The sequence below is a fragment of the Legionella sp. genome, assembly GCF_049790535.1.
GTDB lineage: Bacteria > Pseudomonadota > Gammaproteobacteria > Legionellales > Legionellaceae > Legionella.
In genome coordinates this window covers 1-12,037 of the sequence record NZ_JBAQZB010000143.1, presented here as the reverse complement: position 1 = coordinate 12,037, position 12,037 = coordinate 1, and the positions used below count along the sequence as shown (strand labels likewise).

The following is a 12,037-nucleotide window of genomic DNA, read 5'->3' as shown; positions in this document are numbered from 1 at the left end:
GTGAGGCAGGTCAAGTACCTCAACAACATCGTGGAGCAGGATCACCGGTTCATCAAAAGAATAACCAAACCCATGAAGGGATTTAAAGAAGTTCACTCATCCAAGGCTACACTGACTGGCCTTGAACTGCACCACATGCTACGAAAAGGGCAGCATCTGCAGGCAGGAAAACAATCCATCTTCGAACAGTTTTATCGGCTTGCAGCATAGTTCCATCCAGAATTTCTCCACCCTACGTCTAAACAATTTTTCGAGACAGAGCCCATTGAAAGATTATGGTGCTCTGTTAAATATGAAGATGTGTATTTAAAAAAATATCCGACAGTGCTAGCATTGCGCCATGGATTACGTGAGTATTTTCGGTTTTATAATGACGAAAGACCTCATGAATCACTCGGAAAATGTACGCCATCACAGTGTTACGATGGACTTAGAATAGCAGCATGATCGCAGAAAACGGCAGGCTAGAATACCTTACGTTCAAGCAGTATCCATGAGCTTCCTTCGTTCCTCAGGACTCCTCATTGACACAGCTTTCTCTACAGGGAGCCTGTCATCAGGCGCAATGCCTCGCTGTTCCAATAAATTGGACACTAGCTAAATAGTAAGGGAGCGTGGTCTCATCGATGGGGTCCACTTCTGGTTTCCCGATAGGAAATGAAGTTGCGTCAAAACTTGCAACACATTTTAAAGGATATTATGATTCTTACCAAGTGCTAATGTTTGAAAAAGAAATTGTGCCGGATCAAAGTGACTTAGCTGTTGCAGCCAAAATAACTCATGAATAGCATACATTTTATTAATATATTCATATTCCAACAACGTTACTTCTTCTTCTGAAGAAAGACATGAACCAATAGTTAAATCATAGTGAGCTGCAATTTCTTCTAAGTGGGCAATGACGGAAGTATGGATTGGTATTATCTGTTCTAATTGTATTATTTGGCTTTTTGAAGTAACTTGCCAATAATCTGCGGTTATTTCTAAAAGAGTGCCTGGCGCTTCTTCGCTGTGCTTATTAATGAAACGTGCCTGCAAGATCAAAAAAAATCCCTTCCAATAGTGAACTTGGGTAGTCCCAATTGATTATGATAATGATGACCTAAATTAAGTGCTCGACACATTCGGTGAATAGTGTCTGCTGACTCATGCCAACTTATCCACCCACCATGATGAGGTTTTTTATGATAATCAAAATAAGTACGATACTTTAAATTTTGTGGTATGGAACAACTTTGTTGCAAAGTAATTTCATGAATGAGCTCCTTAAAGGTTTTAATTACCTCTCGATAACATTTAACATTAAGGCTCAATCCAGTTTCATTGGGCTCTATAAGCGCCTGTTTTAAAATATCACCCGCATCAATTTCTTCAATCATGGTATGCCATGTAACCCCGTGGGTACTTTCATTATTTAAAATAGCCCAGAACGGCGCATGAAGTCCTGCATATTTCGGCAAGGGACTATTATGATAATTTATTGCCAAACACTGAGCCTTTTGCAGCAATGAACCAGGAAGAATTACACCATTAACAATGCTAAACAAATAATCAAAAGAAGTTACGGATAAAACAGGATGGGCATCCGAAAGTTTTTTAAAATAAGGTATTTTTTGGTGCTGAAAAATTTTCTGCGGCACGCGATGGGGAAATAATACCTAATATCTGGTGATTATACGACAAAATGATTTCCGCACATTCCAATACGAGTTGATCATCCCCTATTAAATAACAATTAAATAATTCCTTTTTCACAAAAATGTCCTTAATTTTTATTAATTATCAAGTGATTAGGAATAATAACTCATCTGCGGATAATTAGCACTTACTGAGTTTTACAAATCACAATCCCATATATTTAATCATCTAATCAATCAATTGGACACTAACCAATGCAGGAAATTTTCAATTGGGTATATAGAATTGGAAAAGGTCTCCAGCTACGGATGGAGGCTGGGGACTACAGATCTTGCTTGTTAAAAATCTAATGCCAGAAATAGAAATAAATGACTTAATCTTAAACTTGTTCTGAGTTACTATAAGTCAACGTTAACATAAAGCAGGCTTATCTCATGCACACCACAAATGTTTTTGATACATTAATTGTTGAAGTGGATAATGCTCTGCGCACGCTCTTACCCCCAGTCAAGCGAGTCGGCACACGCAACTCTCCTGCCGCAAACCATACTAATAGCCCGCTTTCTTCGTGTGAGAAAAAACATGTAGCGGGGCTCATGCGCGTCAATCATGCTGGAGAAGTATGCGCACAAGCACTCTATCAAGGCCAAGCATTAACCGCAAAATTAGATCGAGTAAAAAAACAAATGAATGATGCGGCTGCAGAAGAAAACGATCATCTGGGGTGGTGTGAGGAGCGTTTGCACGAATTAGGTTCAAAACCCAGTGTTTTTAATCCCATCTGGTACAGCGGTTCCCTATTACTTGGAGCCATAGCGGGGTTTACTGGGGATAAAATTAGTTTAGGTTTTGTCGCTGAAACAGAACGCCAAGTCTCGACACATTTACAACATCATTTACAAAAATTACCCACCCATGATCAAAAATCTCAAGCCATATTATTGCAAATGCGGGAGGACGAAGAACAGCATGCAACCGCTGCCATCAACGCAGGCGGGATAGAACTACCTTATTTAGTGAAACTACTGATGAGAATGGTTTCTAAATTAATGACCAAAAGCAGCTACTATATATAGAGGCTCATCCTACTTCCTGTTTTTGTAACTTCTTCACAGCCAAGACACTATGGGTACGACTATAAATAACATAAACGATTAAACCACTTACCATCCACACCACAAAACGAATTAAGGTAATCCAAGGTAAATGAATCAATAAATAAAAACAGCCAAACATACCCAAAATGGCAATATACGGCATACCTGGAGCTTTAAAAGGCCGGTGTATGTTTGGTTGAGTGTAGCGCAAATACACAACGCCAGCACAGACAACAGTAAAAGCAAACAAAGTGCCAACATTTACCAACTCAGCTAAAACATCTATAGGGGTAAAGGCGGCCAGTAAAACCATTAACACTCCGCATAACAAGATAATACGATGGGGAGTATTTCTGACTTTACTGGTTTTAGAAATAATTCTTGGTAGTAAACCATCGCGAGACATAGCTAAAAGCACCCGCGTTAAACCATAAAACATTGCTAACATTGCTGTTGTAAGACCAACCACAGCGCCAAAACTAATGAATCCTGCTGCTATTTTATACCCTAAAGTTAATAATACATTACTAATCGGTGAGGCATTGTTCAAGGTGTAATAAGGAGCTATACCCGTTAACAACCCAGCAACAACAATGTATAAAATAGTACAAATAATTAAAGAAGCAATAATCCCTAATGGCAAGTTACGTTGTGGGTTCGTTGTTTCTTCAGCAGCTGTAGATACTGCATCAAAACCAACATAAGCAAAAAATATCAAAGAAGCCCCACTGATAACTCCTGACCAACCAAAAGGCATAAAGGGTGACCAATTAACAACCTGAACTTTAGTTACTGCAATCACTATGAATAGCAAAACGATTAAAAGCTTGATAGTCACCATAAGATTATTCACACGAGAGGTGGATTTTACGCCCATAATTAATAAGCCCGTTAATAAAGTAATAATAAAAACGGATGCTGTATTTAAAATACCGCCCTCTATTGGTCCTCGCAAAAATTGTTGAGGAATAGGCATTTTAACTGCTGTGAGAAAATCACCAGCATAATGACTCCAACCAACAGCCACAGTAGCAACAGAAATGGTATATTCGAACAATAAATCCCAACCCACTATCCAGGCAATTAATTCGCCAAATACAACATAGGCATAACCATAGGCACTGCCGCATCCACCAATCGCTGCAGCAAGTTCAGCATAAGATACAGCAGAAAAGAAACAAGTAAGACCTGCGACGATATAAGAAAGAATTACTGCAGGCCCCGCTTGTGTCGCTGCAACCACGCCGGTCAGGATAAAAATGCCTGCGCCAATAATTGCGCCAATACCCAAAAAAGTTAGATCAAAAGCCGTAAGGCATTGTTCTAAATGAGACTCATCCTGTATTGATGTGCTAATCTTTTTTTTGCGAAACAAGTCCATGTAGTATGTTCTTAATGTTATAGTCTTTTTATTTAAACAAAATTTTTACCAAAAAAGTAACAAAATTTGCATCAAGAGCCATGCTCTAAATTAAATTTGAAAAATAGCTAAATCATTTTAATGATTATTCTAGCGAAATTTATGAATGAAAAGTAATTCTTTTGTAAATGTTTTATGTAATAATTTGAAAAGTGCATGACTCTGATCATAGGTCTTGCAACAGCTTCAAATTAATTATATTTATCAATAAAATAAAAACAAATTTTGTACCTATCTTTCGAGGATAACCGCAGGTGTAGGTGCTACTTTTAGCTCCATCTTATTGAAAAGTTATCACTACAAGAGTATCTAACGCGCTGATTTTTTTGGTTTAAAGCAAAGTTACCGGTTAAAAAAACTGAATGAGAAAGATAATTTTTTGTCTATCAATACTGTTCTCTTTGCAGGCGTTTACCGCTGAAGAGCCCAGAAGCTGTTCCTATTGGCTGCCATTATTTAAGCCCTTGTGTTACCGTTTACACCAAATTTGGAAGGAAGGTAACACCGAACTTTATATCTCTGGATATACCTGGCATAACCGCTATACATACAGTCGCACCCGATTAAGAAATAAAAAATACAACGAATTAGCTTTAGGCGGCGGTTTGGGCAAAGGTTTTTTTGATGAAAATGAAAACTGGCATGGCATTTATGCCTTTGCCTTTCTTGACTCGCATAAGAACATAGAACCCGTCATTGGTTATGCCCATTTGTTCATAGCTTCTTTAACTAAAAAGTTTAAAGCAGGATTAGGTTATTCTATTTTAATAACCGCCCGTCCGGATATTCTTCATAACATTCCTTTTCCAGGAGCAGTTCCTTGGGCTGGTGTGTTCTTTAAAAAACTTTCGATAAAAGCTGCCTATGTTCCTGGCTCAGCAAATAACGGGAATGTCTTGTATGTGGTGAGTACCTATACGTTTGATACCTAAGTAGACCTCCCTACAACATTACTTTTTTCCAGGATTATGTGCTATGTTAATATTATTTTAAGAATAATTTAGGAATTTTTAAAATGAAACCATTTATCGAGCAAGCACAATGTTATGCAAGCTACCACCACAACACCATGACACAATATACGCACATGGTAGGTGTTCCACTTATTATTCTTTCATTCATGATCTTATTAGGTTTTGTGCAAATAATTATTCCAGCTGTATTTGCTAGTACTCTTGCCTGGTTTGCTACCATAGCCATTTTAATTTACTATTTTCTCTTAAATTGGAAACTCACACTAGCTCTTACACCAATCATGCTGTTTCTTTTATGGATAGCCCATTGGTTTAGTGAGGATGGCCCAACAACTTTAGGTATTTGGGCATTTGTTATTACCTTTATGGGAGGTTGGGGATTACAGTTTTATGGACATTATCTGGGAGGTAAAAAACCTGCATTTATGGATAATTTATCTCTGGCTCTCATTGCACCCCTCTATCTAACTGCAGAGCTGTTTTTCATGGCTGGTTATATGAAATCATTACAAATGCAAATTTATGGAACTAGCTTTGAATCGGAAAAAGAAGAGTGATTTTAAAACAATAATGAATTTTACTGTTGCGTTTAAAATCTTGATCTATAGTTTGCATGCTAATATCTTGCACCGAATACTTCATAGTAAGCTCTGGATCTAATTTAAATTGACGGAAATTAGTAGAAAAATATAACACCCCGCCGGGGTTTAACAAACGCATTGCCGCTTTTATCAAAACAGGGTGATCCCGTTGAATATCCAAAGTATCTGTCATTCGTTTTGAATTGGAAAAACTGGGGGGATCTAAAAAAATTACATCAAAGCGATCTCGTGTAATTCGCAACCATTCACGACAATCGTACTGCACAAACTGATGTCGGCCTAAATCAAGACGATTTAAACTAAAGTTATCCTTAGCCCAAAGCAGATAAGTATTAGAAAGATCTACATTTGTTGTTATTGCTCCTGCTAATGCTGCATGCACACTAGCAGTGCCTGTATAAGAAAAACAATTAAGAAAACGGGTTTCCGGTTTTAATTTAGCAAAACTCAAACGAATAGGTCGATGATCTAAAAATAGACCTGTATCCAGATAATCATAGAGATTCACCTTGAATTTGGCCACTCCTTCAGTCACGATCATCGTTTGCTGGGTTTGACCCATTTTTTGATACTGAGCACTGCCTTTTTGTTGTTTACGTTGTTTCACAATCAATTTATCCGCAGTACACTCTATGACACGAGGAACAACCTGCATTACTTCTAAAGTGCGTTTTTCTGCTTTATGTGAAGGAATACTCGCAGGTGGTGCATATTCTTGTAAGACCACCTGATCATTGTATATATCAATGGCATAAGCATACTCAGGCAAATCAGCATCGTAGACTCGATAACAGGAGATATGATTCTTTTGCGCCCATTTGTGGAGATGACGGTAATTTTTTTCTAGGCGATTTAATAACATATGTGCATTTTCAGATAAATTACTCTCTGTAGAACCTTTCAATTCATTCGTAGAATTTACCTCAAAACAATATAATTTACATTCCAAAGCACCGTTATAGAGAGTATATTGCTTATTCGATCGCAGACCTATTGCTTTGGCCAATACTGCATTTGAGGTAATTACCGCTGCCTTCCAGCCCTGAAAATGATGATGTAATGCCTTACCCAACTGCTGATATACAGGTATCAATTGTGTGGTATCGCTCAAACGCTCCCCGTAAGGTGGGTTACATACCAATAAACCATTTCCCACGGATGCGTTAATTTCACTCAGAGTTAGCGATTTAAATTCAATTAAAGGAGCAACACCTGCGTGCTCAGCATTAACACGCGCCATTGCAATTGCTTTAGGATCGGCATCACTTCCTACTAAGGTAACTGGAAGCGATTTAACCTGTTGCAAAGCATCAACGCGCAATTTTTCCCATAAAGAGTGTTGATGTTGTGTCCAATATTGCAACGATTGATCTTGGCGCAATAACCCTGGAGCAACTAGTGTTGCCATCATGGCTGCTTCAATTACCAAAGTGCCAGACCCACAAAAAGGATCGTGCAACGCATAGCCTTGAACGGCCAATTCAGGCCACTTAGCTCTAATCAACAATGCAGCAGCTACATTTTCTTTAAGAGGTGCCTTTCCCGCTTGAGTACGATAACCACGCTGATGCAAACTATAACCAGTGAGATCAAAGCTTACGGTGAGTTCATCATTTTTTAAATAAGCATGAATTAAAATTTGCGGTTTTTCTTTATCAATGGATGGACGCGAACCACTTAAACGGCGGAAATGATCAACAATTCCATCTTTAACAAGTTGGGCTCCATACATGGTATTGCGGATATGCTCCGAAGAACCATGAAATTCCAAAGCCAATGTTTTATCGTGTGCAAACACAGTTTGCCAATGAAATTCCGTACACAGTTGATGCAATGCCTGCTCATTTCTTGCATAGCCACTAAAAAGAATTAACTGAACGCGATTAGCAATTCGTGACCACAAACATAATTGATACAGTGTAGTTAGGCTTGCCTCACCATAAACGCCTTGCGGACTCACACGTGTAACAAATAAACCTAAGGCCTTAACCTCATTTTCTAGTAAATATTCAAGTCCACGGGGACAACTTACGAACAAAGAATAATTCATATTATACAAGACCTTAGATAACGAAAAAGTGCTTTAGCAGCGCCGGTATTTTTTTCTTTTTGCTGATCATCAATTGCTTTTTTAATTAATTGTCTTAATTGTTGTATTTCCTCAGGATGAAAGGTTTCAATAAATGCAGTCAACGCTGCTTTACCTTCATTGAGTAGACGATCACGCCATATTTCGGCCACATGAAATGAGACAGTAACAGCACTTTCCTCTTCTATAATACGCTCGTAAGCGGCAAGGATCTCATCACAATTAGCAACGCGCATCAATTTGCCAATTAATTGAGCCTGTCTTCGTTTCGCACCATGACTTTTAATTACTTTAGCGTCAATAATGGCTTTGTATAAATTTTCGGGGAGAGGCAATAAATTCAGTTTAGCCAAGCTAAGATCGATAAACTTTACGCCCATTTTTTGCAAAAAATCGGCTTCTCTTTTTTTCTGTGATTTACTGACGTGCTCATCCATACTGTACCGCTATTTAATAAAAATGATGCTGATTATACTTAGGTCTGTTGACATTTCTACTATCCTGACCAAAAAGCCTAATTTTCTGCGCTTCGGTACGCTAAAATCAGTTTATTGGAGCTCTCAATTAATGAACTAGCAACAGATTCTAGTCAGCCGCAACAAACGATGCAGAAGTAGGTAATTGAGCATAATCCTCACCAAATCGACACCGTAGATAAGTGCGACCTACAGCAAAGAAATTATAAATCAGGATAAACAATAATAATAAATTCAACCAGGTTACTGTTAAGTGCGCAAACAACGGCATGATCATCAAGACACCCACGCATCCTGAAAGACTTAAAATCAATGTTTTCTTTAATGGAATTTTATTGTTTCGTAAAAAGACTAAGGCAGTTAAAGGTTGCTGCATGGCACCCGCTGTAGTCATAAGAGGAAAGGCAACCACAGGTGAAATATTCATTAAAAATAACACAGCCTGCACCATGACAAATAGGCCAACACCTACCGAAGTGAGCGCGCCACAAATAATTAAAGCAAAAAACCCGATAATTAATTTCCAGGAATGCAGAGCAGTCAGCTCACCACTAATAGGTAATAATTTGAATTGATGTGCGATTAAAAGAGCAATAATTAAGGCAAAGGCACAAATCATCGCCAAACGAATGATTTGTTTACTAAGCCGACTGACAATAAAACCACCCAATAAACCACCAATACAACACCCAGTAATCAAAGTTAATAAGGTGGTAAGGTCCACATCAATTAAGTTAATAAAAAATAAAGATTCTATTGTTCCTGGCAGCACCTGCGCACCATTGTTTACTGCGGGCATGTCCTCATCATTAAAAGTGCCCATTAATTTTGCCAAAGCAATATTTACAGCAAAGCTTCCCACCCCCAAAGTGTCGGCAATAAAAGCAATAACACCACTCACACTCAATTTAATGTATTGTGATACAGATAACGATTCGGACGGTTGACCTCGGAGCTTCATGACCATCATAGCAACACAAAAAAAGCTTAATATTACCATGATAAAAGTAACTAAATAGAGGATCATTCCACTCCCAACCTAAATGAGTAATTGAATAAAATGGCGACTATATAAAAAATGAAGATCATTATATACTAATTATCCTGATCAGCAAACATCATACAGATCAAAAAAAGAACTTTTTGGATTATTATTGTGAACATATACGTAATTCCAGTCGAAATGGGAAATTAATTATTGGATAAATATCTGAAAAAAATAAAGATCCATAATCTTCTTCCAACAATCCACATCAATAGTGGTAGTATGGAAGCCATTAAATGGATTGCCTTATTATCCATGACTATCGATCATCTTAACCGCTTCTTTTTTGATACCACAATTTACAGTGCTTATTGTGCGGGAAGACTAGCAATGCCGTTGTTTGCTTTTATTTTTGCATATAATCTTGCTCAACCCGATGCCCTTCCACGAGGACTTTACAGCAAAGCCACACAGCGCTTACTTTTTTTTGGTTTATTAGCAACACCAGCTTACATTGCCATGCGCCAGGATATATGGCCTTTAAATATCATGTTTACTCTGGCAGCTGCTACCGTTAGCCTTTTTTTCTATGAACAAGGCAATTCTAGAGGACGTCTTATCTCCTTTTCAATTTTTTTAATTAGTGGCCCTTTTGTTGAATACCTCTGGATTGGCAACTTTTTTTGCATTACTGCGTGGTTTTACTGTAAAAGACCATCGATTACTCGTTTATTAACCTGTCTTGTTGCCTATCTTTTCCTTGGGGAACTAAACGGCAATCATTGGGCAGTCCTAAGCTTGGTGTTTATTATTGCCGCCACAAAAATCAAGATAAAACTTCCCAGAATTCGCCACTTTTTTTATTACTACTATCCTGCTCACTTATGGATTATGTACCTCATAAGGTTGACTTTTTTTTCGCCCTAAATCGAGCACATCGTTGTATCAACACCAACTTGACCAAAAATTGCTTTAACTTCATCGGTACTAACCGCTAAATCGCGTGCCCCATAAAGCACTCCACAGGCTCCCTGTACAAAATTAGTTGTTGGTCCCCAATACTTACTATTAGCAATAATCATGACATGATACGCTTTTTTAATGCCTATATTTTGAGCTAATAGATAAAATGCTTTGTTAAATACGCCACTGGCCGTGTGCACAATAAAATCTTGTTTCTCTTGTGGATTAAAAATATGTGTATGAGCAAAAGTTACTACGTCCTCATAACTAATGGTGCAATAAGCACCCTTACTTTGTGCTAACACTTTATCTAGACAATCCGCAGAGCTTCCATCTGAGGAAGGAAAATCCATAAAACGCAACGCTTTTCCAAAAGAATCACGTACTATAGTTTCACCAATTCCCCAGGTAACAAGGTTAGGTTCTAAATATATTTTGTTATAAAGCTGAGGAAATTTCTCCAGCATATAAGCCCGAGCGGCCTGACCTGCCATATCTGATAATGATTCATTAAGCGCCCCAGATTGATCATGGTATTCAAGATTTGCATGTTGCTCAGTAAAACCATGAGTGACTTCGTGAGCTGCTATTTCCAGAGATACCAAAGGATAAAAATCGCTGCCATCACCAAAAGACATGTATTCTCCATCCCAAAAGGCATTATCATAGTTCTGACCAAAATGCACACGCATTACCAATTGCGCTGGAGTTCCATTTGCATGTTGCAAAGCGTTTATTCCGTACCATTCTTGATACATTTCCACAATAGTATGACCAAAATAATAAGCATCATTTGCCACGGAAAAAGCACCATTTACAGAATCTTCCAGGTTATTGCCGCAAGGATACTGAGAAGGAGTTGCTAAAAAATCAGACCAATCCCAAGCAAATTTTAAATCAACCAACTTAACTTTTGCAGACTCCATAGTACAAAGGGCGCCATTTTGTGTTACCTCTAATGGCGGCAATCCATCTTTACCATACCAATATTCTTTAATTTTTTCATTACCCCCTGGACCACTGTCCGCAAAATTCTTAATATTGTTCCATTGTTTAATGAGTTCGCCATTGTGCGCCTCCACAACAAAAAAGGGCCATGCCGGCTTGTTATTACTTTCTGTACTTTTAAAAGAAACCAAATAAACTAGCCTTAATTCGTTATTTTGTCCCGCTCTAATCTGAAGCTCAATCTGCTTATCTATAAGCGCCGTTTGAGGATTAAAGTTAAACCAGGATTTTTGTGCTATATCAAAAGCTTGTTGCGGGGTTAAAGTGGGATGTGTATTCAGCTGAATATCATCTAATAAATGTCCATTAACATGTCCTTTGTCATTATTAAGATTTTTATCTTTAATGATCATAATTTGCGCGCCAACAACAGGTAGACCATGATACATTTGTTGATAACGTGTGATAACATGAGTGTTTTCATTGGTTTGATTTAGTTCTTGCAAAACATTAGTATCAGCAGTAGAAAAACTTCTCGCTTGTGCTAATTTGCCTTTTTGCAACAAAGAAAAGGGCTTTAAACTACTTAAGGGCGCTTGATATAAATCCTTAGATGCCACAGCAAAAACATCATACGATATGAAAATAAAAATAAATCCCAGAAGTTTTTTTAACATAAAAAAATACCCACAAAAATTAATATATTACCACAATGAGATAAAAAAGATCTCCTGACAATGGCTATTTATTTTTAAAAGGACGCTTATGAACACGAATAATAAAGCCACTGTATTAATCGTAGGTGCAGGTCCTACAGGACTTGTCTTAGCACTGTGGTTAACCAA

The 12,037-nt window shown here is 37.8% G+C and carries 12 protein-coding genes and 1 pseudogene; 6 read left to right on the top strand and 7 right to left on the bottom strand.

The window, feature by feature from the left end:
* Together WA877_RS09870 and WA877_RS09865 are read left to right on the top strand one after the other, a co-directional pair.
* Positions 1–210 (top strand): DDE-type integrase/transposase/recombinase (locus WA877_RS09870; protein WP_425170749.1); only part of this gene is annotated, 210 nt, incomplete at its 5' end.
* 54 nt (positions 211–264) lie between these two features.
* Positions 265–447, top strand: a pseudogene (locus WA877_RS09865) (integrase core domain-containing protein); the annotation flags it as partial.
* 240 nt (positions 448–687) lie between these two features.
* Here WA877_RS09865 and WA877_RS09860 read toward each other — a convergent pair.
* Together WA877_RS09860 and WA877_RS09855 are read right to left on the bottom strand one after the other, a co-directional pair.
* Entirely contained in the window at positions 688–1,044 is a 357-nt protein-coding gene (locus tag WA877_RS09860; protein WP_425170748.1) for a hypothetical protein, read from the bottom strand.
* Positions 1,041–1,640: a formyltransferase family protein gene (locus WA877_RS09855; protein WP_425170747.1), complete on the bottom strand. Its 600-nt coding sequence runs from the start codon at positions 1,638–1,640 to the stop codon at positions 1,041–1,043. Before WA877_RS09855 ends, WA877_RS09860 begins: the two co-directional genes overlap by 4 nt.
* 432 nt (positions 1,641–2,072) lie before the next feature.
* On the opposite strand from WA877_RS09855, the gene coq7 reads away from it, so the two are divergent.
* Positions 2,073–2,714 (top strand): 2-polyprenyl-3-methyl-6-methoxy-1,4-benzoquinone monooxygenase, encoded by a 642-nt coding sequence (gene coq7, locus WA877_RS09850; protein ID WP_425170746.1) that lies wholly within the window; start codon positions 2,073–2,075, stop codon positions 2,712–2,714.
* A 4-nt stretch (positions 2,715–2,718) separates the two neighbouring features.
* Here the strand turns inward: coq7 and WA877_RS09845 are convergent, their stop codons facing one another.
* Positions 2,719–4,116 carry an amino acid permease gene (locus WA877_RS09845; RefSeq protein WP_425170745.1) on the bottom strand — a complete coding sequence of 466 codons (1,398 nt, stop codon included), beginning with the start codon at positions 4,114–4,116 and terminating at the stop codon, positions 2,719–2,721.
* Between the two features lie 401 nt (positions 4,117–4,517).
* Here WA877_RS09845 and pagP point away from each other — a divergent pair, with 401 nt between their 5' ends.
* Positions 4,518–5,087 carry a lipid IV(A) palmitoyltransferase PagP gene (gene pagP / locus WA877_RS09840; RefSeq protein WP_425170744.1) on the top strand — a complete coding sequence of 190 codons (570 nt, stop codon included), beginning with the start codon at positions 4,518–4,520 and terminating at the stop codon, positions 5,085–5,087.
* A gap of 83 nt (positions 5,088–5,170) precedes the next feature.
* Complete coding sequence (locus WA877_RS09835) at positions 5,171–5,686, top strand: DUF962 domain-containing protein (protein WP_425170743.1); 516 nt, start codon at positions 5,171–5,173, stop codon at positions 5,684–5,686.
* Here WA877_RS09835 and rlmKL read toward each other — a convergent pair.
* From rlmKL to WA877_RS09820, 3 genes are all read right to left on the bottom strand, one after another.
* Positions 5,658–7,781, bottom strand: coding sequence for a bifunctional 23S rRNA (guanine(2069)-N(7))-methyltransferase RlmK/23S rRNA (guanine(2445)-N(2))-methyltransferase RlmL (rlmKL, locus tag WA877_RS09830; protein WP_425170742.1), 2,124 nt, complete (start codon positions 7,779–7,781; stop codon positions 5,658–5,660). The genes WA877_RS09835 and rlmKL overlap by 29 nt on opposite strands.
* Positions 7,778–8,257 carry a ribosome biogenesis factor YjgA gene (yjgA, locus tag WA877_RS09825; RefSeq protein WP_425170741.1) on the bottom strand — a complete coding sequence of 160 codons (480 nt, stop codon included), beginning with the start codon at positions 8,255–8,257 and terminating at the stop codon, positions 7,778–7,780. The genes rlmKL and yjgA overlap by 4 nt, the downstream gene beginning before the upstream one ends.
* Before the next feature lie 148 nt (positions 8,258–8,405).
* Positions 8,406–9,323: a sulfite exporter TauE/SafE family protein gene (locus WA877_RS09820; protein ID WP_425170740.1), complete on the bottom strand. Its 918-nt coding sequence runs from the start codon at positions 9,321–9,323 to the stop codon at positions 8,406–8,408.
* A 171-nt stretch (positions 9,324–9,494) separates the two neighbouring features.
* On the opposite strand from WA877_RS09820, the gene WA877_RS09815 reads away from it, so the two are divergent.
* Positions 9,495–10,208 (top strand): TraX family protein, encoded by a 714-nt coding sequence (locus WA877_RS09815; RefSeq protein ID WP_425170739.1) that lies wholly within the window; start codon positions 9,495–9,497, stop codon positions 10,206–10,208.
* Here the strand turns inward: WA877_RS09815 and WA877_RS09810 are convergent.
* Positions 10,205–11,869, bottom strand: a complete 1,665-nt coding sequence (locus WA877_RS09810; protein WP_425170738.1) for a M4 family metallopeptidase — start codon at positions 11,867–11,869, stop codon at positions 10,205–10,207. The genes WA877_RS09815 and WA877_RS09810 overlap by 4 nt on opposite strands.
* Positions 11,870–12,037 lie beyond the last annotated feature (168 nt).